At 71.0% G+C, this 21,166-nt stretch carries 15 protein-coding genes and 1 tRNA gene; 9 read left to right on the top strand and 7 right to left on the bottom strand.

Going from position 1 to position 21,166, the window contains the following annotated elements; genetic code table 11:
- Positions 1–96: 96 nt before the first annotated feature.
- A complete protein-coding gene (gene polA / locus ABT112_RS08920; protein ID WP_351507164.1) occupies positions 97–2,853 on the bottom strand; it encodes a DNA polymerase I in 2,757 nt (918 codons plus the stop codon).
- 269 nt (positions 2,854–3,122) lie between these two features.
- Here polA and ABT112_RS08915 point away from each other — a divergent pair, with 269 nt between their 5' ends.
- The 7 genes from ABT112_RS08915 (at position 3,123) to ABT112_RS08885 (ending at position 12,806) form a co-directional block, all read left to right on the top strand.
- Entirely contained in the window at positions 3,123–5,438 is a 2,316-nt protein-coding gene (locus ABT112_RS08915) for an FdhF/YdeP family oxidoreductase (RefSeq protein WP_351507162.1), read from the top strand.
- Positions 5,439–5,501: 63 nt separating this feature from the next.
- Complete coding sequence (locus tag ABT112_RS08910) at positions 5,502–5,975, top strand: PaaI family thioesterase (protein WP_351507366.1); 474 nt, start codon at positions 5,502–5,504, stop codon at positions 5,973–5,975.
- A gap of 1,027 nt (positions 5,976–7,002) precedes the next feature.
- A complete protein-coding gene (locus ABT112_RS08905) occupies positions 7,003–8,232 on the top strand; it encodes a branched-chain amino acid ABC transporter substrate-binding protein (RefSeq protein ID WP_351507159.1) in 1,230 nt (409 codons plus the stop codon).
- Positions 8,233–8,327: 95 nt separating this feature from the next.
- The gene (locus ABT112_RS08900) at positions 8,328–9,260 is read left to right on the top strand and encodes a branched-chain amino acid ABC transporter permease (RefSeq protein ID WP_351507156.1); all 933 of its coding nucleotides are present in this window, start codon (positions 8,328–8,330) and stop codon (positions 9,258–9,260) included.
- A gap of 5 nt (positions 9,261–9,265) precedes the next feature.
- Complete coding sequence (locus ABT112_RS08895) at positions 9,266–11,002, top strand: branched-chain amino acid ABC transporter permease (protein ID WP_351507155.1); 1,737 nt, start codon at positions 9,266–9,268, stop codon at positions 11,000–11,002.
- Between the two features lie 5 nt (positions 11,003–11,007).
- Positions 11,008–12,093, top strand: a complete 1,086-nt coding sequence (locus ABT112_RS08890) for an ATP-binding cassette domain-containing protein (protein WP_351507364.1) — start codon at positions 11,008–11,010, stop codon at positions 12,091–12,093.
- On the top strand, positions 12,090–12,806 hold the full coding sequence (locus ABT112_RS08885; protein WP_351507153.1) for an ABC transporter ATP-binding protein: 717 nt from the start codon (positions 12,090–12,092) through the stop codon (positions 12,804–12,806). The genes ABT112_RS08890 and ABT112_RS08885 overlap by 4 nt, the downstream gene beginning before the upstream one ends.
- Before the next feature lie 232 nt (positions 12,807–13,038).
- Here the strand turns inward: ABT112_RS08885 and ABT112_RS08880 are convergent, their stop codons facing one another.
- Positions 13,039–13,683 carry an ANTAR domain-containing response regulator gene (locus ABT112_RS08880; RefSeq protein ID WP_351507151.1) on the bottom strand — a complete coding sequence of 215 codons (645 nt, stop codon included), beginning with the start codon at positions 13,681–13,683 and terminating at the stop codon, positions 13,039–13,041.
- 95 nt (positions 13,684–13,778) lie between these two features.
- Between ABT112_RS08880 and ABT112_RS08875 the strand changes: the two genes are divergently transcribed.
- Positions 13,779–13,853 (top strand) — tRNA-Leu (locus tag ABT112_RS08875).
- A 110-nt stretch (positions 13,854–13,963) separates the two neighbouring features.
- On the top strand, positions 13,964–14,737 hold the full coding sequence (locus ABT112_RS08870; protein WP_351507149.1) for a transcriptional regulator: 774 nt from the start codon (positions 13,964–13,966) through the stop codon (positions 14,735–14,737).
- 33 nt (positions 14,738–14,770) lie between these two features.
- Here the strand turns inward: ABT112_RS08870 and pyk are convergent, their stop codons facing one another.
- The 5 genes from pyk to ABT112_RS08845 all read right to left on the bottom strand — a co-directional run bounded on the left by pyk (position 14,771) and on the right by ABT112_RS08845 (position 21,012).
- The gene (pyk, locus tag ABT112_RS08865; RefSeq protein ID WP_351507147.1) at positions 14,771–16,204 is read right to left on the bottom strand and encodes a pyruvate kinase; all 1,434 of its coding nucleotides are present in this window, start codon (positions 16,202–16,204) and stop codon (positions 14,771–14,773) included.
- Positions 16,205–16,355: 151 nt separating this feature from the next.
- Positions 16,356–16,907, bottom strand: a complete 552-nt coding sequence (locus ABT112_RS08860; RefSeq protein ID WP_502975289.1) for a GNAT family N-acetyltransferase — start codon at positions 16,905–16,907, stop codon at positions 16,356–16,358.
- Entirely contained in the window at positions 16,904–18,658 is a 1,755-nt protein-coding gene (locus ABT112_RS08855; protein ID WP_351507145.1) for an IucA/IucC family protein, read from the bottom strand. Before ABT112_RS08855 ends, ABT112_RS08860 begins: the two co-directional genes overlap by 4 nt.
- Complete coding sequence (locus ABT112_RS08850; protein ID WP_351507143.1) at positions 18,655–20,055, bottom strand: lysine N(6)-hydroxylase/L-ornithine N(5)-oxygenase family protein; 1,401 nt, start codon at positions 20,053–20,055, stop codon at positions 18,655–18,657. The genes ABT112_RS08855 and ABT112_RS08850 overlap by 4 nt, the downstream gene beginning before the upstream one ends.
- Before the next feature lie 258 nt (positions 20,056–20,313).
- Positions 20,314–21,012: an SIMPL domain-containing protein gene (locus ABT112_RS08845; RefSeq protein ID WP_351507141.1), complete on the bottom strand. Its 699-nt coding sequence runs from the start codon at positions 21,010–21,012 to the stop codon at positions 20,314–20,316.
- Positions 21,013–21,166: the final 154 nt, after the last annotated feature.

The raw sequence follows: 21,166 nt of genomic DNA, 5'->3' as shown, positions 1-21,166 counted from the left end.
CCGAGGCCGCCCCCGTCGGTACGGGGCTGAGGCCGGGGGCCGGGCCCCGTCGGTGCGGAGCCCGGCCCGGATTCGCCGGTACGGGGTCGAGGCCGCTCAGTGCGCCGCCGACTCCCAGTCCCCGCCGTCACCCACCGACACATCGAGTGGCGCCCGCAGCTCGGCCGCCCCACTCATCTCGCGGCGCACCAGCTCCTCGACCTGGGCCCGCTCACCGGGGGCGACCTCCAGCACGATTTCGTCGTGCACCTGGAGGAGCATCCGCGAGGTCAGCTTCTCCTTGGTGAGGGCCTCGTCCACCCGCAGCATGGCGACCTTGACGATGTCGGCGGCGGTGCCCTGGATGGGGGCGTTGAGCGCCATCCGCTCCGCCATCTCCCGGCGCTGCCGGTTGTCGCTGGTGAGGTCGGGCAGGTAGCGGCGGCGCCCGAGAATGGTCTCGGTGTAGCCGGTGGCGCGCGCCTCGTCGACGACGCGCCGCAGGTAGTCGCGGACCCCGCCGAAGCGCTCGAAGTAGGTGTCCATCAGCTTGCGCGCCTCGTCCGGCCCGATGTTCAGCTGCTGGGACAGGCCGAACGCGGAGAGCCCGTAGGCCAGGCCGTACGACATCGCCTTGATCTTGCGGCGCATCTCCGGGTCGACGTCGGTCTTGGCGACGGAGAACACCTGGGAGGCGACCGTGGTGTGCAGGTCCTCGCCGGAGGTGAACGCCTCGATCAGGCCCTCGTCCTCGGAGAGGTGGGCCATCACGCGCAGCTCGATCTGGCTGTAGTCGGCGGTGAGCAGCGACTCGTACCCCTCGCCGACGACGAAGCCGCGCCGGATCGCCCGGCCCTCGTCGGTCCGCACCGGGATGTTCTGCAGGTTCGGGTCGGTGGAGGAGAGCCGGCCGGTCGCCGCCACGGTCTGGTTGAAGCTGGTGTGGATCCGCCCGTCCGGCGCGACCGTCTTGATCAGACCCTCGACGGTGGAGCGCAGCCGGGCCTGCTCACGGTGGCGGAGCATGATCACGGGCAGTTCGTGGTCGGTCTGGCCCGCCAGCCAGGCGAGCGCGTCCGCGTCCGTGGTGTAACCGGTCTTGGTCTTCTTGGTCTTGGGCAGACCCAGCTCGCCGAAGAACACCTCCTGGAGCTGCTTCGGCGAACCGAGGTTGAACTCATGGCCCACCGCGGCGTGCGCCTCCTGCACGGCCTGCTGCACCGCGCCGGCGAACTGCTGCTCCATGCGGGCCAGCCAGTCGCGGTCGGCGGCGATCCCGGCCCGCTCCATCCGGGCCAGCATCGCGGAGGTGGGGAGCTCCACATCGCGCAGCAGCCCCGCCGCGCCGACCTCCTCCAGCCGCCCGGTGAACGCCTCGCCCAGGTCCAGCACGGTGCGCGCCTCGGTCATCAGCGCGTCCTTCTCGGCCTGCTCGTCGGCGCCGAAGGCGAGCTGTCCGCTGTCGGCGGCGGCCGGGGCCAGCTCGCGGCCCAGGTACTCCAGCGACAGCGCGTCCAGCGCGAACGACCGCCGGCCGGGCTTGACCAGATACGCGGCGAGCGCGGTGTCCATGGTGACGCCCTCGACACGCCAGCCGTGCTCGGCGAAGACCCGCATCACGCCCTTGGCGTTGTGCAGCACCTTCGGCCGGTCCGGGTCGGCGGTCCAGGAGGCGAAGGCCCGCTCGTCCGCCTCGTCCAGCTCTGCCGGGTCGAACCACACGGCCGGACCCGAGCCCAGCGCCAGCGCGATCTCGCTGACGCTGCCGGAGCCCAGCGCCCAGGCGTCGACCGTCGCCAGGCCCAGCGGCCCGGCCCCGTGCCGCTCGAGCCAGGGCGCGAGCCCGCCCGCGGCGAGCACCTCGCCCTCCAGCTCCACGCCCGGCGCCGGGGCGGCCTCCTCCGGCGTCTCGCCCGGGTCCGCGGCCATCAGCCGGTCCCGGAAGTTCTGGTGGCGGAACTCCAGCGCGTCCAGCATCACCGCGAGCGCCTGCCGGTCGTACGGGCTGCGCTCCAGGCCCTCCGGGCCCAGCGGGAGCTCGACGTCCCGGACCAGCTCGGTCAGCTGCCGGTTCAGCTTGACGGACTCCAGGTGCTCCCGGAGCTTCTCGCCGACCTTGCCCTTGACCTCGTCGGCCCGGTCCACCAGCTCCGCGAACGAGCCGAACTGGTTGATCCACTTGGTGGCGGTCTTCTCGCCGACGCCCGGAATCCCGGGGAGGTTGTCGGACGGGTCGCCGCGCAGCGCCGCGAAGTCCGGGTACTGCCGTGGGGTGAGGCCGTACTTCTCCTCGACCTTCTCCGGCGTGAAGCGGGTCAGCTCCGAGACGCCCTTGGTCGGGTAGAGCACCGTGACATGGTCGGTGACCAGCTGGAAGGAGTCCCGGTCACCGGTGACGATCAGCACCTCGAAGCCCGCCGCCTCGGCCTGGGTGGCCAGGGTGGCGATCACGTCGTCCGCCTCGAAGCCCTCCACCGCGAAGCGGGTGACGTTCATCGTGTCCAGCAGCTCGCCGATCAGCTCGACCTGCCCCTTGAACTCGTCCGGGGCCTTGGAGCGGTTCGCCTTGTACTCGGCGAACTCCTCGGACCGCCACGTCTTCCGGGAGACGTCGAACGCCACCGCCAGATGTGTGGGCTGCTCGTCGCGCAGCGTGTTCGCCAGCATCGACGTGAAGCCGTAGATCGCGTTGGTCGTCTGCCCCGTCGTCGTGCTGAAGTTCTCCGCGGGCAGCGCGAAGAACGCCCGGTACGCCAGGGAGTGCCCGTCCAGCAGGAGCAGGCGGGGGCGGTCTCCCTGCCCGGTGGCCGGGGAGCCCTGCGAGCTGCGGGCGGGGGCGGTTGCTGCGGACTTCTTCGATGCTGTCTCTGCCACGCCCCCGATCCTGCCACGCCCCACTGACAGCCGGTGCCCGCCGCCTCCGGGCACATCCGTCCGGGAGCCGTGATGCCCCCGTCGCCCGGTCCGGCCCGCCGCGGGGCGCCCCGCATCCGCCCGCACGGAACCCTCCGCAGGGCCGCATGCGCCGTCCCGGCGTGGGAGGATCGAGACAGCCATCACACTGAGCACGCCCACCCGTCCGCAGCGAACAGCGCCCGGGGGTGCACGGCGAGCGAGCGCGCGAGCACGAAGGAGGCAGCGACGTGGCAGCCCGGCCACCCGCCGACGACCCCGTCCAGGACGCACCGGACGTCTCGCCGCCCGAGCACGCCGCCGCCGGCCTGCCCGCCATCGGCCACTCGCTCCGCGTCGCGCAGCAGCAGATGGGGGTCCGGCGCACCGCGCGCACCCTCCTCCGGGTCAACCAGAAGGACGGCTTCGACTGCCCCGGCTGCGCCTGGCCCGAAGGGGAGAAGCGCCACGCCGCGGAGTTCTGCGAGAACGGCGCGAAGGCGGTCGCCGAGGAGGCGACGCTGCGCCGGATCACCCCCGACTTCTTCGCCGAGCACCCCGTGGCCCGGCTCGCGGAGCGCAGCGGCTACTGGCTCGGCCAGCAGGGCCGGCTCACCCGGCCCATGTACCTCGCCGAGGGCGCCGACCACTACGAGGCGGTGCCCTGGGAGCGGGCCTTCGACATCGTCGCGGACGAGCTGCGCGCCCTGGACTCCCCGGACGAAGCCCTCTTCTACACCTCCGGGCGCACCAGCAACGAAGCCGCCTTCCTCTACCAGCTCTTCGCCCGCGAGTTCGGCACCAACAACCTCCCCGACTGCTCCAACATGTGCCACGAGTCCTCGGGCTCCGCACTCACCGAGACCATCGGCGTCGGCAAGGGCAGCGTGCTGCTGGAGGACCTCCCCCGCGCCGACCTGATCATCGTGGCCGGGCAGAACCCGGGCACCAACCACCCGCGGATGCTCACCGCGCTGGAGGCGGCCAAGGCGGCCGGCACCCGGATCATCACGGTCAACCCGCTGCCCGAGGCCGGGATGGAGCGGTTCAAGAACCCGCAGACCGCGCGCGGGCTGGCCGGCGGCGGCACCGCCCTGACCGACCTCTTCCTGCAGATCCGGCTCGGCGGCGACCAGGCCCTCTTCCGCCTCCTGAGCCGGCTCCTGCTGGAGGCGTCCGACACCACGCCCGAAGCCGTCGACCGGACGTTCATCGCCGAGCACACCCATGGCTTCGAGGAGTTCGCGGCCGCCGCCCGCGCCCACGACTGGGACGAGACGCTGCGCGCCACCGGCCTGGACCGGGACACCGTCGAGCGCGCCCTGCGCATGATCCTCGAGGCGAAGGGCATCGTCGTCTGCTGGGCGATGGGCCTCACCCAGCACAAGCACGCCGTGCCCACCATCAAGGAGGTCGTCAACTTCCTCCTGCTGCGCGGCAACATCGGCCGCCCCGGCGCCGGGGTCTGCCCGGTCCGCGGGCACAGCAACGTGCAGGGCGACCGCACCATGGGCATTTTCGAACGCCCCGCGCCCGCCTTCCTCGACGCCCTGGAGAAGGAATTCGGCTTCGCGCCGCCCCGCGAGCACGGCCTCGACGTCGTCCGGTCCATCCGGGCCCTGCGCGACGGCACGGCGAAGGTGTTCTTCGCGATGGGCGGCAACTTCGTCGCCGCCTCCCCCGACACCGAGGTCACCGAGGCGGCGATGCGCCGCGCCCGGCTCACCGTGCACGTCTCCACCAAGCTCAACCGCTCGCACGTGGTCACCGGGGCCCGCGCCCTGATCCTGCCCACCCTCGGCCGCACCGAGCGCGACCGCCAGGCCTCCGGCGACCAGTTCGTCACCGTCGAGGACTCCATGGGCATGGTGCACGCCTCCCGCGGCCGGCTGGAGCCGGCCAGCGAACAGCTGCTCTCCGAGACCGCCATCGTGTGCCGGCTCGCGCGGCGGACCCTCGGCGCGGGCAGCGGCACCCCCTGGGAGGAGTTCGAGCGGGACTACAGCCGCATCCGGGACCGCATCTCACGGGTGGTGCCCGGCTTCGAGGACTTCGAGAACAAGCTCCGCCGGCCCGGCGGCTTCACCCTGCCGCACGGCCCGCGCGACGACCGCCGCTTCCCCACCGCCACCGGCCGGGCCAACTTCACCGCCGCGCCCGTCGAGTACCCCGAACTCCCGGACGGGCGGCTGCTGTTGCAGACGCTCCGCTCGCACGACCAGTACAACACCACGATCTACGGGCTCGACGACCGCTACCGCGGCATCCGGGGCGGCCGCCGGGTCGTGCTCGTCCACCCCGAGGACGCCCGGGCCCTCGGGTTCCCCGACGGCTCCTACACCGACCTGGTCAGCGAGTGGCGGGACGGCCGGGAGCGCCGCGCGCCCGGCTTCCGGGTCGTCCACTACCCGACCGCCCGCGGCTGCGCGGCCGCGTACTACCCGGAGACGAACGTCCTCGTCCCGCTGGACGCCACCGCGGACACCAGCAACACCCCGGCCGGCAAGTCCCTTGTCGTACGGCTCGAGAAGCCCGCACCCGAGACCGCCGTCACAGCGCGCACCTGATAGGAAAGTGCAGACTGCATCGAACACAGTTGTTCGATGAGTGACGATCGGAGCCGGCACACCATGGGTGAGCAGAGCAGCACGAAGTTCCCGCAGGACGTCCTGGACCAGTGGGCCGGTCTGGGCATGGACCTGCCCGCGCTGTTCTCCGCCGGCCACCTGGGCGAGCGCATGGGGCTGGAGATCGTCGAGGCCGCGCCCGAGCGGGTCGTCGGCACCCTCCCCGTCGAGGGCAACACCCAGCCGTACGGGCTGCTGCACGGCGGCGCGTCCGCGGTGCTCGCCGAGACCCTCGGCTCGGTCGGCGCGATGCTGCACGGCGGCCCCACCAGGATCGCGGTCGGCGTCGACCTCAACTGCACGCATCACCGCGGCCTTCGCTCGGGCCTGGTGACCGGCGTCGCCACGCCCGTGCACCGGGGCCGCTCCACCGCCACCTACGAAATCGTCATCTCCGACGAGCAGGACCGCCGCGTCTGCACGGCGCGCCTGACATGCCTGCTCCGCGAGGCGGACCCGAACGGCACGGCGGGCTGACCCGCATCGGGGGGGGTGAGCCGTACGGTGAGGTGAGCCGTACCGTGGGCCGGCGCGTACGGCGGCGCCGCGATGCCCCACGCCAACGACACCGGGGGTTTCCCGCCCTGCACACCTGCGGCGGCACGTCCGCCCGCTCCCTTCGGTCATGACAGCCGCGCCGCGCACCCGGATCCGGCGCGCCGCGGTACTCGGCGCGCTCCTGCCACTGTCCGGCTGTTCCGGATATCCTGCTCCGCCGCTCCGCATGCCTCCACCGGCCGCATGCCGACGCGTCCCGGGCCCTGCCGGGCCCTCACTCGCGCCCGCCGACTCCCCGCGCCCGCAGGGGACTTCGGCCGCCGAGCGCTGCACCGTGCCGCTCAGCCACTGGGCCGGGGTGATTCCGGCGAACGGCCGCGGCGCCGGCCTCGACCGGGATCCAAAGAGCCTGTCGACCGCCCAACGCGATACTCCGGACGAGGTCGCTGCCGCCGCGCAGGCCGAGCGGAAGCACCCCGGAATCGCCGCGGCCAGGGATCTCATCGACCGGCGGACCCGTCGACTGTGTGCCGCTCATGTGAAGGGAAGCAGTCCCTCCGCACGGCGCGACGGAACCGAAGATCGTCACTCTCCGTGAGATTCGAGCCGGGTCCACCACCGCCCGGCAACTGCATGCCGTGTACACGGAGTACCCCCACGTAACAACGCCTGCCACATTCCGGACGCTGTGACCTGCGCCACCCCGGACCCCTTAGCGGATCTGCGCGTTCTCGCCATGCGGAACCCCGACTATGCAGCACTTTGGGCGCTTTGTCAGGTTATGGATGCTACACCGACACCTTGCCGTGACCTGGGTCATAACAAGAAAGTCACATCATGGCCTGCACCTCTGCCACCCGCCGCCGCACGCCCTTAGAGTCACGGCCAGTCACCGCGTCGCCGGTAGCCACACAGCACTTTCACAGCTCAGCCATATTTGGCCGGCATGGTCCGGCACGCGACACGGCACCTCAGCAGAGGCGCCGCGCCAGGGAGAGGACACAACGTGCGACATCGTTCCTTGATCATCTTCACCACAGCGATCACGGCTGGGGCCCTCACCCTCACCGCTTGTGGATCCCGCAACGACAAGGGCGACGGCGAAGGCGGCGGCAAGACCACCGTGGTGATCGGTGTCGACGCTCCGCTGACCGGCTCTCTGTCCGCCCTCGGCCAGGGCATCAAGAACTCCGTGGACCTCGCGGCCAGGACGGCGAACAAGAACAACGAGGTCGACGGGGTCACCTTCAAGATCAAGGCCCTGGACGACCAGGCCATTCCGGCCTCCGGTCAGCAGAACGCCACCACCCTCGTCGGCGACAAGGACGTCCTCGGCGCCGTCGGCCCGCTCAACTCCGGTGTCGCCCAGTCCATACAGGGCGTCTTCGACAAGGCCGGCCTCGCCCTGGTCTCCCCCGCCAACACCAACCCGGCGCTCAGCCAGGGCGACAACTGGGCCAAGGGCGACCTCTCGCGCCCCTTCAAGTCCTACTTCCGCACGGCCACCACGGACGTCATCCAGGGCCGCTTCGCCGCGCAGCACTACTACAACGACGCGAAGAAGAAGAAGGTCTTCGTCATCGACGACAAGCAGACCTACGGCGCGGGCCTGGCGCAGATCTTCGCCCAGGAGTTCAAGCGCCTCGGCGGCAAGGTCGTCGGCACCGACCACCTGACCGTCAAGGAGACCGACTTCTCCAGCGTCGCCGACAAGGTCAAGAACTCCGGCGCCGACTCCGTCTACTTCGGCGGCCAGTACCCCGAGGGCGGCCTCCTCTCCGACCAGATCAAGAAGGCCGGTGCGGAGGTCCCCCTGATGGGCGGCGACGGCATCTACGACCCCGAGTTCATCAAGGCCTCGGGCGAGAAGAACGACGGCGACCTCTCCACCGGCGTCGGCTACCCCGTCGAGGACCTCGACTCCGCCAAGGCCTTCATCAAGGACTACGAGGCGGCCGGCTACAAGGACCCGTACGCGGCCTACGGCGGCTACTCCTACGACGCCGGATGGGCCATCATCCAGGCCGTCAAGTCCGTGGTCGAGGCCAACGACGGCAAGCTCCCCAGCGACGCCCGCGCCAAGGTCACCGAGGCCCTGAACAAGGTCTCCTTCGAGGGCGTCACCGGCAAGGTCTCGTTCGACAAGTTCGGCGACACCACCAACAAGCAGCTCACCGTGTACGCGGTCAAGAACGGCGCCTGGGAAGCCGTCAAGAGCGAGACGTTCAAGGACTGACCCGGCTCCCGCCTCACCCAGACCCACCCGCGCGAGGGCGCACACCGGCGCCCTCGCGCGGTCTCACATCCGACACGCTCATCGGAGGCCCTGCGGTGCACGAACTGCCGCAACAGCTGGTCAACGGCCTGGCCCTGGGTACCCTCTACGGCTTGATCGCCATCGGGTACACCATGGTCTACGGCATCGTCCAGCTCATCAACTTCGCCCACGGCGAGATCTTCATGATCGGGGGCTTCGGTGCCCTCACCGTCTACATCTGGCTCCCCAGCGGCACCTCCCTGTGGATGGCCATACCGCTGATGCTCCTCGGCGGCGCCCTGGCGTCGGTCGCCATAGCCACCGCGGCGGAACGCTTCGCCTACCGCCCGCTGCGCGGCGCACCCCGGCTGGCCCCGCTGATCACCGCCATCGGTCTGTCCATCGCGCTCCAGCAGATCGTCTGGGCGTTCTACCCGGACGCCAAGAAGGCCCGCAGCTTCCCCCAGATCGAAGGCAAGTCCATCGAGGTCTTCGGGAACCTGCACATCCAGCGCGGTGACGTCTTCCTCCTCGTCGCCGCACCGCTGTGCATGCTCGCCCTCGGCGTCTTCGTCTCCAAGAGCCGCACCGGCCGGGCCATGCAGGCCACCGCCCAAGACCCCGACACCGCCAAGCTCATGGGCATCAACACCGACCGCATCATTGTGCTGGCCTTCGCCATCGGCGCCGTCTTCGCCGCCGTCGCCGCGGTCGCCCACGGACTCCGCTACGGGCAGGTCCAGTTCGAGATGGGCTTCATCGCCGGGCTCAAGGCCTTCACCGCGGCCGTCCTCGGCGGCATCGGCAACATCTACGGCGCCATGCTCGGCGGCGTCGTCCTCGGCCTCGCCGAAGCGATGTCCATCCACTACATCCAGGACATCCCCGGCATGGACCAGCTCGGCGGCGGCGCCTGGGCCAACGTCTGGGCCTTCGTCCTCCTCATCCTCGTGCTGCTGCTCCGGCCACAGGGCCTGCTCGGCGAGCGCGTAGCGGATCGGGCGTGAGAACCATGAGCACCCAGAAGACCACCGAAGTCACCCCGGTCATCCCGTTGGGCCACACGGTCGCCCGCGCCCTGACCGCGGCCGGAGCCGTCCTCACCGTCGCCTCCACCTTCTTCCCGTGGACCTGGACCGCCGCATTCCCCGGTGACCTCACCGTCACCGGCTACCCCGGCGGCCTCCAGGTCCTCACCCTGACCGGCGCCCTGCTGACGCTCGTCTACATCCTCGCCGGTTACGGCATCCGCGGCCTCGGCTGGCTCAACCCGGCGGGCGGCAACACAGCCGTACTCTTCTTCGCCATCGGCACCTTCGCCACCACCTGGTTCACCGCGATGGCCATCGCCGTCGAACTCGGCGGCGTCATCAACCTGGAGCCCGGCGGCTACGTCGCTGTCATCGCCTCGGCAGTGCCCCTCTTCGGCGCACTCGGCCTTCCCCGCAGCACCGGCACCGCAAAGCGTCTGCCCGCGCCGCGCACCCTGCCGACGTGGGCCGAAATCCTGCTCATCGTCGCCGGATTCGGCGTCGGGCTGTACATCTTCACCTACGGCATCGCCACCGAGGACCCCGAACTCTTCGTCGGCTACATGTTCCTCGTCGCCTTCGGCGTCCTCGCGGTCATGAAGGCCGGGCTCATCGCCCGGCTCTCCGCCCTCACCGCCAAGCACCGCTCGGTGACCCTCGGCGCCGCGTTCGCCGCGGCCGCCGTCTTTCCGCTCACCCAGAGCAACGACCAGTACACCCTGGTCGGCGTCAACATCCTCATCTTCGCCACCGTCGCCCTCGGCCTCAACATCGTCGTCGGCCTGGCCGGACTCCTCGACCTCGGATACGTCGCCTTCCTCGGTGTCGGCGCCTACACCGCCGCCCTCGTCAGCGGATCGACCGCCTCCGTCTTCGACGTCCAGTTCCCCTTCTGGGCCGCCGTCCTCGCCGGCGCCCTCGCATCGCTGGTCTTCGGCGTCCTCATCGGCGCCCCCACCCTGCGTCTGCGCGGCGACTACCTCGCCATCGTCACCCTCGGCTTCGGAGAGATCTTCCGCATCGCCATGGGCAACCTCGACGGCGTCTCCGGCCCCCAGATCACCAACGGCCCCAACGGCATCCCCAACATCCCCGACCTCGTCATCCTCGGCTACGACTTCGGGGAGACCCACACCGTCGGCGGCCTCTCCATCCCGCCCTTCGCCAGCTACTTCCTGCTGATGCTGCTGGTCACCGCCCTCGTGGTGCTGGTCTTCAGCCGGGCCGGGAACTCCCGCATCGGCCGCGCCTGGGTCGCCATCCGCGAGGACGAGACCGCCGCCACCGCCATGGGCATCAACGGCTTCCGCGTCAAGCTCATCGCCTTCGCCCTCGGCGCCACCCTCGCCGGAGTCGCCGGCACCGTCCAGGCACACGTCACCTACACCGTCGTGCCCGAGCAGTACTTCTTCGCCGGCCCCGTCCCGCCCAACTCCGCCTTCCTGCTCGCCGCGGTCATCCTCGGCGGCATGGGCACCATCAGCGGCCCGCTCCTCGGCGCGTCGCTGCTCTACCTCATCCCCGCCAAGCTGCAGTTCCTCGCCGACTTCCAGCTTCTCTTCTTCGGTCTCGCCCTCATCCTGCTGATGCGCTTCCGCCCCGAAGGGCTCATCGCCGACCGCAGGAAGCAGCTCGAATTCCACGAGACCGGCCAGCTCGACGTGCCCGAACAACGCCTGCCCGACGGGGCCGTCGGCGTCACCAAGGCGGAGGCGTGACCGATATGACCACCACCGACACCAGCCCGGCCGCGCAGTCGACCGGCACCACCGTGCTCAGCGCGACCGACGTCACCATGCGCTTCGGCGGCCTCACCGCCGTGCGCTCGGTCGACCTCGAAGTCCGCTCCGGCGAGATCGTCGGTCTCATCGGCCCCAACGGCGCCGGGAAGACCACCTTCTTCAACTGCCTCACCGGGCTGTACATCCCCACCGAGGGCAAGGTCACCTACAAGGGGTCCGTCCTCCCGCCCAAGCCGCACCTGGTCACCAAGGCAGGCGTCGCCCGGACCTTCCAGAACATCCGGCTGTTCGCCAACATGACCGTCCTGGAGAACGTCCTCGTCGGACGGCACACCCGCACCAAGGAAGGCCTCTGGTCCGCCCTGCTGCGCGGCCCCGGCTTCAAGAAGGCCGAAAAGGCCTCCGAGGCACGGTCCATGGAACTCCTGGAATTCATCGGCCTCGCCGCCAAGAAGGACCACCTCGCCCGCAACCTCCCCTACGGCGAACAGCGCAAGCTCGAAATCGCCCGCGCCCTCGCGAGCGACCCCGGGCTGCTGCTCCTCGACGAGCCGACCGCCGGTATGAACCCCCAGGAGACCCGGGCCACCGAGGAACTCGTCTTCGCCATCCGGGACCAGGGCACCGCCGTCCTCGTCATCGAGCACGACATGCGCTTCATCTTCAACCTCTGCGACCGGGTCGCCGTACTCGTCCAGGGCCAGAAGCTCGTCGAAGGCACCCCGGACGTCGTCCAGAGCGACGAGCGGGTCATCGCCGCCTACATCGGCACCCCCTTCGAGGGGGAACCAGGCGCCGAGGAGGCCGCCGAGGTCGAAGCGGCGGAAGAAGCCGCGGAAGCCGCCGCCGGGCACACCACCGGAGCTCCCACCGAGAGCGCCCCGGCCGACGGTTCCGGGGACACCCCGGCCGACGGCACCGCACCGGCCCCCGCCGGGAACACCCCGGGGAACGCCCCCGCGGAAGCCCCGGACGCCAAGGCCACGGGCACGGCACCGGCCGACGCCGCAGCCGGGGACACCACGGAGTCCTCCGGCACCGACGCCCGTAAGGAGGGCGACCAGTGACCGCACTGCTCGAAGTCGAGGACCTCCGGGTCGCCTACGGCAAGATCGAAGCCGTCAAGGGCATCTCGTTCAGCGTCGACGCAGGCCAGGTCGTCACCCTGATCGGGACGAACGGCGCAGGCAAGACCACCACCCTGCGCACCCTGTCCGGGCTGCTCAAGCCCCTCGGCGGATCGATCCGCTTCGACGGCAGGCCGCTCTCCGGAGTCCCCGCCCACAAGATCGTCGCCCTGGGCCTCGCCCACTCGCCCGAGGGACGCCACATCTTCCCCCGGCTGACGATCGCGGAGAACCTCCAGCTCGGCGCCTTCCTCCGGAAGGACACCGACGGCATCGCCAAGGACATCGAGAAGGCGTACGACCTCTTCCCCATCCTCGGCGAACGCCGCGGCCAGGCGGCGGGCACCCTCTCCGGCGGCGAACAGCAGATGCTCGCCATGGGCCGGGCCCTGATGTGCCGGCCGAAACTGCTGATGCTCGACGAACCCTCCATGGGACTCTCGCCGATCATGATGCAGAAGATCATGGAAACGATCGCCGAGCTGAAGTCGCAGGGCACCACGATCCTGCTCGTCGAGCAGAACGCCCAGGCGGCGCTCTCCCTCGCTGACCAGGGCCATGTGATGGAGATCGGCAAGATCGTGCTGTCGGGGTCGGGCGAGAGCCTGCTCCACGACGAGTCCGTGCGGAAGGCCTACCTCGGCGAGGACTGAGCACCCCATGCGCGACGCGGCCTTAACCGAAGGGCCCGCACCCGGAGAACGGGTGCGGGCCCTTCGTCGGCGTCGGAGGCACGAGCGGGGCGGGGGCCGGGCGACGGCCGGAGCCGGTGCGCTGGGCGGCTTCCGGGGCCACGGCAGTCGAGCGACCGGAAGGCCCGGCGTAGGCGAGCGGCCGGAAGGCCCGGCGTCCGCACGGAACGGCGGAACGGGCTTCCGCGCGGCCCTACTTCCCCTGCTTCTTCTCCTCGGCGTCCTCGATGACCGCCTCCGCGACCTGCTGCATGGACAGCCGCCGGTCCATCGACGTCTTCTGGATCCAGCGGAACGCCGCCGGCTCCGTCAGCCCGTACTGGGTCTGCAGGATGCTCTTCGCCCGGTCCACCAGCTTGCGGGTCTCCAGCCGCTGCGAGAGGTCCGCGACCTCCTGCTCCAGGGCCCGCAGTTCGGTGAAGCGCGAGACGGCCATCTCGATCGCGGGCACGACATCGCTCTTGCTGAACGGCTTCACCAGGTACGCCATCGCACCGGCGTCCCGCGCCCGCTCCACCAGCTCACGCTGCGAGAAGGCGGTCAGCATCAGCACGGGTGCGATGGTCTCCGCGGCGATCTGCTCGGCGGCGGAGATGCCGTCGAGGATCGGCATCTTGACGTCGAGAATGACGAGATCGGGGCGGTGCTCCCGGGCCAGCTCGACGGCCTTCTGTCCGTCCCCGGCCTCACCGACGACGGTGTAGCCCTCCTCCTCGAGCATCTCCTTGAGGTCGAGACGGATGAGCGCCTCGTCCTCGGCGATGACCACGCGGGTCGTCAGCGGGGGGACGTGGGACTGCTCGTCGGCGACGGGCTGCTCGGGCTCGGCGGCGCTCACGGGACTCCTCGTTCCAGGCAGGTGGTGCCCCACGAGCCTACCTAGCTCCGGTATGGTTGGGACCCGGAGGGTGTGGGCTATCCTTCCTTTACAAGGCCCCGGTAGCCCAATTGGCAGCAGGCAATGGATTCAAAACCCATACAGTGTCGGTTCGAGTCCGACCCGGGGCACTTTACCTTTCTTTCCAAGGTTCGGCGAACGGCCGGGGATCTTCACCGGCTCAGGTGAACATCACTTCGAATCGGCCCCGTACGGTAAAGATTCCGTCACGCTCGGGGTCATGTACGACCTCGAAACGCGCCGCCGCGCCCTCGCGCTCGTCGGCCAGGGGCACAGTCTCAACTCGGTGAGCCGGCGGACGGGGATATCCCGTTCGGCGATCCGGTCCTGGCGGGAACGGCTCCATCCGCTCTCCCCCGCGAGCCGGCGGAACGAGTGCCCCCGGTGCTCGCCCGGAGCGCCGCTGGCAGCCGCCGCCTACGCGTACCTGCTCGGTCTCTACCTCGGCGACGGCTGCATCAGCGCGCACCCACGCGGGGGTTACGCGCTGCGGATCGCCTGTGCGGATGCCTGGCCGGGTCTCATCGAGGCCTGCCGGGACGCGATCGGGACGGTACGGCCGATGAACCGGATCTGCGCCGTCCGGAATCCGGGCTGCACCACGGTGACGTGCTACAGCCATCATTGGCCGTGCCTCTTCCCGCAGCACGGTCCCGGAAAGAAGCACGAACGGGTCATCGCTCTCGCCGACTGGCAACAGGACATCGTCGCGGAGAATCCCTGGGAATTCATCCGCGGGCTGATGCACTCCGACGGCTGCCGGGTCATCAACCGGACCGCGAGAACGGTCGCCGGGGAGCGGCGGAGCTATTCGTATCCCCGGTATTTCTTCACGAACACCTCGGCCGACATTCTGCGGCTTTTCACCGCCTCGCTCGACCGGGTCGGCGTCGAATGGCGGACCTGCCGCCGCTCCGGGGGCGCCCGGAACATCTCCGTCGCCCGGCGCGCCTCCGTCGCCCTCATGGACGAGCACATCGGGCCGAAGTACTGACCGGGCATCGCAGCGCCCGTCGAGCGCCGGGGGCTACTTCTGGTAGTCGTCCTCGCCGATGTGGTGGATCCGGACCAGGTTGGTCGAGCCCGGGACGCCGGGCGGGGAGCCCGCCGTGATCACGACGACGTCGCCCGGCCGGCAGCGGCCGAGCTTGAGCAGGTACTCGTCGACCTGCTGGACCATCTCGTCCGTGGAGTCGACCGAGGGGCCGAGGAAGGTCTCGACGCCCCAGGTCAGGCTGAGCCGGTGGCGGGTCGGGGCCTCGGGGGTGAAGGCGAGGACCGGGATCGGGGAGCGGTAGCGGGAGAGGCGGCGGACGGTGTCGCCGGACTGGGTGAAGGCGACCAGGTACTTCGCGCCCAGGAAGTCGCCCATCTCGGCGGCGGCGCGGGCCACGGCGCCGCCTTGGGTGCGCGGCTTGCTGCGCTCGGTGAGCGGGGGGAGGCCCTTGGCGAGCATGTCCTCCTCTGCGGCGGCGACGATGCGGGCCATGGTGCGCACGGTCTCCACGGGGTACTTGCCCACGCTGGTCTCGCCGGAGAGCATCACGGCGTCGGTGCCGTCCATGACGGCGTTGGCCACGTCGGAGGCCTCGGCGCGGGTGGGCCGGGAGGCGTCGATCATCGAGTCCAGCATCTGGGTGGCGACGATGACCGGTTTGGCGTTGCGCCTGGCCAGGGAGATGGCGCGCTTCTGGACGATGGGCACGGTCTCCAGGGGCATCTCGACGCCGAGGTCGCCGCGGGCGACCATGATGCCGTCGAAGGCGTCGACGATGCTCTGCAGGTCGTCGACGGCCTGCGGCTTCTCGATCTTGGCGAGGACGGGCAGCCGGCGGCCCTCCTCGTCCATGATCCGGTGGACGTCCTCGATGTCGCGGCCGCTGCGGACGAAGGAGAGGGCGATGACGTCGGCGCCGGCGCGCAGGGCCCAGCGGAGGTCGGCGACGTCCTTCTCGGAGAGGGCGGGGACGGAGACGGCGACTCCGGGGAGGTTGAGCCCCTTGTGGTCGGAGATGAGGCCGCCCTCGACGACCCGGGTGCGGACCCGGGGGCCGTCTACCTCGGTGACTTCGAGGGTGACCCGTCCGTCGTCGACGAGGATGCGTTCGCCGGGCGTCACGTCGTCGGCGAGGCCGGGGTAGGTGGTGCCGCAGCCGTGGCGGTCGCCCTCCTGGTCCTCGACGGTGATGGTGAAGGTGTCGTCGCGTTCAAGGAGTACGGGGCCTTCGCCGAAATGGCCGAGGCGAATCTTCGGGCCTTGAAGGTCGGCGAGGATGCCGACGCTGCGGCCGGCGTCCTCGGCGGCCTTCCGTACCCGCTGGTAACGCTCCTCGTGGCCGGCGTGGGTGCCGTGGCTGAGATTGAGCCGGGCCACGTCCATTCCGGCGTCTACCAGTGCCTTGATCTGGTCGTACGAGTCGGTGGCGGGTCCCAGGGTGCAGACGATTTTCGCTCGGCGCATGAAACGAGCCTACGACTTACCCGCCGGTAAAGAATTGGAAGAGCATGACTGTCCAACGGCCTTTTCATGAAGCCTTGTTGACAAGTGTTGAAAAGTGCAGGGGGGCGCTCCGATGAGCGGAAATGCGCGGCCGGGAGCGCCGTCCCTTTCGTCATTGTGTGCGATGCCGGACCATGAGTGCCGCGCATTTGTCCGGCAGGTCGAGCCGGCTCGTCATGCGGAATCCGGCGCGCTCGAATGCGCGGACGGACCGGATATTGCGGATGTCGGGTTCGGCGACGACCCGCCGGGCGTAGGGGTCGGTGCGCAGCTGCCAGTCGGAGACGGCGCGCAGCAGGACCGCGCCGAGGCCGCGGCCGCGGTGGGCGGCCGGGCCGAGGAGCAGGTGGACGCCGGCGTCGCGGGGTTCGGCGGGGTAGTGGTCGGCGAGGGGGTCGAGGTCGGCGCGGTAGAGCTCCCAGTAGCTCATGGGGGTGCCGTCGAGGTGGCCGAGGTAGGGGGTGGAGCGGGTGCCGGCGATCTGTCCGCGCAGGTAGGCGCCGATGTGGTCGACGGGCTGGGCCATGTCCCAGAAGCGGGCCACTTCGGGGTCGTTCATCCAGGTGTGGACGAGGGCCGCGTCGGTGGCGGGGTCGACGGGGCGCAGGGTGAAGGTGCCGGCGGGGAGCTCGACCTCGGCGGCGGCGGTGCGGTGCTGGATCACCGGGCGGCCTCCGCGAGGGGGTTGGGGATGTCGACGTAGACGGACTGGCTCTCCAGGGGGCCGGTGAGTTCGTCCATGCCGTGGACGCGGGTGAGGAGGTTGGCCTTGCAGCGGAGGGTGGGGGCTTCGCAGAGCAGGGTGGCCAGGCGCAGCCGGTCGCCGTGGGTGCGGGCGTGTTCGGTGAGGGTGCGGTGGGCGAGGCGGAGCAGGTCGTGTTCGTCGGCGAGGCCCTGGGAGCCGAGGGCGCCGATGAGGCCGAGGATGTTGTTGATGCCGAGGTAGTAGGTGAGGCGTTCGTCGATGACGGCGTCGTCGACGTAGGTGCCGAGGTCGCGGCCGATGCCGGGGATCCAGCGGTGGAGGGCGGGGCTGCGGGTGGGTGAGAAGTAGTAGCCCTGGTTGTCGCGGTAGCGGGCGCCGGTGGGGCGGCCGTCCGTGTCGAGGGTGACGAGGGTGTTCTGCTGGTGGGCTTCGAGGCCGAGGCCGTAGGTGGCGTGGAGCCAGAGGACGGGGCCGATGACGGTGTGGAGGTAGCGGTCGAACCACTCGCGGGCGACGTCGGGTACGCGGCGGCCGGTGCGTCCGGCGAGCCGGTGGATGTGGCGGGCGAGGGCGGAGCGGCTGTCGGTGCGGTCGGGGCGTTCGGCGACGAGTCCGGCGACGCAGACGGCCTGGGGGCGGTGTGCGGGGCCGGGGAAGGGGTTGTCGCGGATGACGACGTCGAGGCCGGTGGGGGTGGCGTCGGGGGTGTCGACGGCGATCCAGGCGGGGTCGCGGACGATGCCGAAGCCGGGGTGGGCGGCGCGCAGGGCGCTGTCGAGGCCGGCTTCGAGGAGCCGGTGGACGGCGAGGCCGCGGTGGAGTTCGGGGCGGGTGTTCTCGCGGCGGGAGTTGGTGATGTCGAGGCCGAGGGAGAACTTCAGCATGACGGGGGCGTCGGCGCGGTAGAGGGTGCGCACGGAGGAGGTGGGTGACCAGGCGGGGCCGGCGGGGCCGAGGTCGTGGAGGAGTCCGGCGGCGAGGAGGTCCTGGACGGCGGGGCGGCGCAGGAGGTCCTGGGCCTGCCAGGGGTGGGCGGGGACGAGGCGGGTGCCGGGGGGCGGCTTCGGTGCGTCGTGGCCGGCGAGTTCGGTGAGGAGTTGCTGGGTGGTGCGGTCGAGGGCGGTGTCGGTGTGCACGACGGAGGTGTCGGCGGCGAACCAGTGGAGAGGGAAGCTGCCGCGGAGTTCGGGTGAGTAGCGGCTGGTTTCGCGGTCGGTGAGTCCGAGGCGGCTCTTGGGGGTGGGGTGCAGGGGGTGGCCGGTGATGAGGGCTTGTTCGGCGGCGAGGAAGGGGGTGGTGCCGGCGGGGTCCTCGGGGTGTTCGGCGCGGGTGCGGATGAAGGTTTCGACGTGCCGCACGGAGTCGGTGACGCGGCCGGTGAGGTCGGTGACGGCGCCGGGTTCGCCGCGGGCGGCCTCGGTGGCGAGGAGGGCGGCGACGAGGGTGGCGGGGGCGGGTGCGCCGGAGGCGAGGCGGGCGCCGCAGAAGCGGTGCCAGCCGACGGCGGACCAGTGCAGGACGGTCGCCTGGAGGGTGGTGCCGGCGGAGGGGAGGTGGAGCCGCAGGATGTCGTCGGGCGGCCGGGGGATGCCGTTCTCGCGTACCCAGCAGCGGAGGAGGTTCTCCGTGGCGGCGGTGTCGGCCGTTTCTGCGGGGGTGCGGTGGCGGAGCCGGTCGGGTGCGGGACGGTCCTGCAGGGTCGGGCTCATGGGGTCTCTTTCTGTGCGCCGGCCCGGGTGCGGGAGGGAATGTGGGGGGTTCCGTCCAGGCCGAAGGTGGTGAAGGCGGTGCGCCGCGGCAGCGGGTGGATCTCGCGGCCGGTGAGCGCGTTGACGATGACGGCGGAGCGCCAGGCGGCGAGTCCGAGGTCGGGGGTGCCGACGCCGTGGGTGTGGCGTTCGGCGTTCTGTACGAAGAGGGAGCCGGGGATGCGGTCGTCGAGGACGATGCGCTGCTGGGTGTCGATGCGGGGGCGTCCGGCGTCGTCCCGCCGGATGTGGTCGTCGAGGGGGGCGAGGAGGCCGTCGAGGGGGCGTTCGCGGTAGCCGGTGGCGAGGACGACGGCGTCGGTGGTGAGGGTGGCCCGGGTGTGCTGCTGGGTGTGGTGGACGGTCAGGTCGATGCGGCCGTGGGCGCGCTCGGCGGCGGTGACGTCGAGGCCGGGGGTGAGGGTCACGTCGGGCCAGCCGCCGTGCAGGGTGTGCCGGTAGAGCTCGTCGTGGACGGCGGCGAGGGTGTCGTGGTCGATGCCCTTGTAGAGCTGCCACTGGCCGGGGAGGACCTGGTCGCGGGTGGCTTCGGGGAGCCCGTGGAAGTAGCGGGTGTAGTCGGGGGTGAACTGTTCGAGCCCGAGCTTGCTGTACTCCATGGGCGCGAAGGCGGGGGTGCGGGCGAGCCAGGTGAGTCCTTCGTGGCCGGCGGGGCGGGCGCGGAGGAGGTCGAGGAGGACTTCGGCGCCGGACTGGCCGGAGCCGACGACGGTGATGTGGCGGGCGGCGAGGAGCCGGTCGCGGTGGTGGAGGTAGTCGGCGGAGTGCAGGACGGGTACGGCGGGGTCGTCGGCGAGCGCGCGCAGGGGTGCGGGGATGTGGGGGGCGGTGCCGATGCCGAGGGCGATGTTGCGGGCGAAGATCCGGCCGAGTCCTTCGGCGGCGCCGTCCGCGTCGAGGCGGGTGAAGTCGACTTCGAAGGCCTGGCGTGCGGGGTCCCAGCGGACGAGGTCGGCCTGGTGTCCGAAGTGGACGGTGGGCAGTTCGCCGGCGGCCCAGCGGAGGTAGGCGTCGTATTCGGCGCGGGGGATGTGGAAGCGCTCGGCGAAGTAGAAGGGGAAGAGCCGCTCGCGGGTCTTCAGGTAGTTGAGGAAGGACCAGGGGCTGCTGGGGTCGACCAGGCTCACGAGGTCGGCGAGGAAGGGGACTTGGAGGGTGGCGCCGTCGATGAGCAGGCCGGGGTGCCACTGGAAGCGGGTGCGCTGGTCGAGGAAGGCGCTGGTGAGTCCGGGGGCTCCGTCGGCGAGGGCGGCGAGGGAGAGGTTGAAGGGGCCGGCGCCGATCCCGAGCAGGTCCAGGGGCTCTTCACGGGTGGACAGGTGTCCGGGCGGCGTCATCGGTTCCTCCGTGCATTCGGGTGCCTGCTTGCCTCTCTGACGGCGTGTGTCCCGGTCGGGGCTCGTCGGAGCGGCGGATTGTGAGGCGTTCCACACTCCTGCACCAGTTGGTTAGGTCAGCCTCACCTTTCTTTACATAGCACCTCACACCATCCAATACGCACAGCGGCCCGGCCGTGCTCAACTTCCTTACCAGAAGGTGTGTTTGTGCTGCCGGGCCGCCGGGTATGGCCAACGGTTTCAGGGCGGTCGGAGCCGTCAGAGCTGTGGGGGCGACATGATGAACCGGGCGTTGACCCGCGCGTAGACGGTCTGCCGCTGCGGCTGGAGGTCCAGGACCGGGCCCGGGGCGGCGCCGGCCAGCCCCTGGGGCGCGGGTCCGCCCGGCCGGCCGGGGCCGCGCGGGGTGGGGGCGGTGCTCTCGGCTCCCTCGTCGGCGAGTTCGACCAGCGCCACCAGGCGGGCGTCGAGCGCCTCCGCGTACTCCCGTGCGCGCCGGACGGCGGCGCGCACGGCCCGCTGCCGGACGTCCCGGTGGACGGTCGAGCCGGGGCGCAGGGACCACCAGGGGCCGCTGACGGTGGTGAGGTCGAGGTCGGCGAGGCGGGTGACGACGTCGCCGAGGACGGTGAAGTCGGTGAGGGTGGCGGTGATGTGGACCCGGCCGTGGTAGGCCTTGACGCGTTCCCCGCGGCCCTTCTGGGCCAGTTCCGGGGTGATGACGAAGGAGCCGGTCTCCAGCTTGTGCACCGCCTCGCCGTAGGAGGTGACGAGGTCGAGGACGGCGGAGTTGCGGCGGGCGAGGTCGTCGAGTGCCGCCTTCCGGTCGCCGCCCCGGGCCTCGACGGTGACGGAGATGCGGGCGAGTTCGGGGTCCGCCTCCAGGCGGGCTTCGCCGCGGACGGCGACGCGGGGGCTCTCGGGGGTGCCGTACGGGGTGGGTTCGGGTGTGGTCATGCCGCCCACTGTGGCAGGGCGGCGGCCGTCCCCGGCGCGGTGCCCGGGCCTTGTCCGGGCCGGGCCACGGCAGTTGGTGCGCGCCCCCGGGCGGGGATCCGTCATCGAAGAGAGATCCGGCGGGGCTGTTGCGGGCGGGGCGCGCCGGGCCAGA

Source organism: Streptomyces sp. NPDC002055 (assembly GCF_040296705.1).
Lineage (GTDB): Bacteria > Actinomycetota > Actinomycetes > Streptomycetales > Streptomycetaceae > Streptomyces.
The sequence above is the reverse complement of the archived record's forward strand: the minus strand, read 5'-3'. Positions and strand labels throughout refer to the sequence as shown.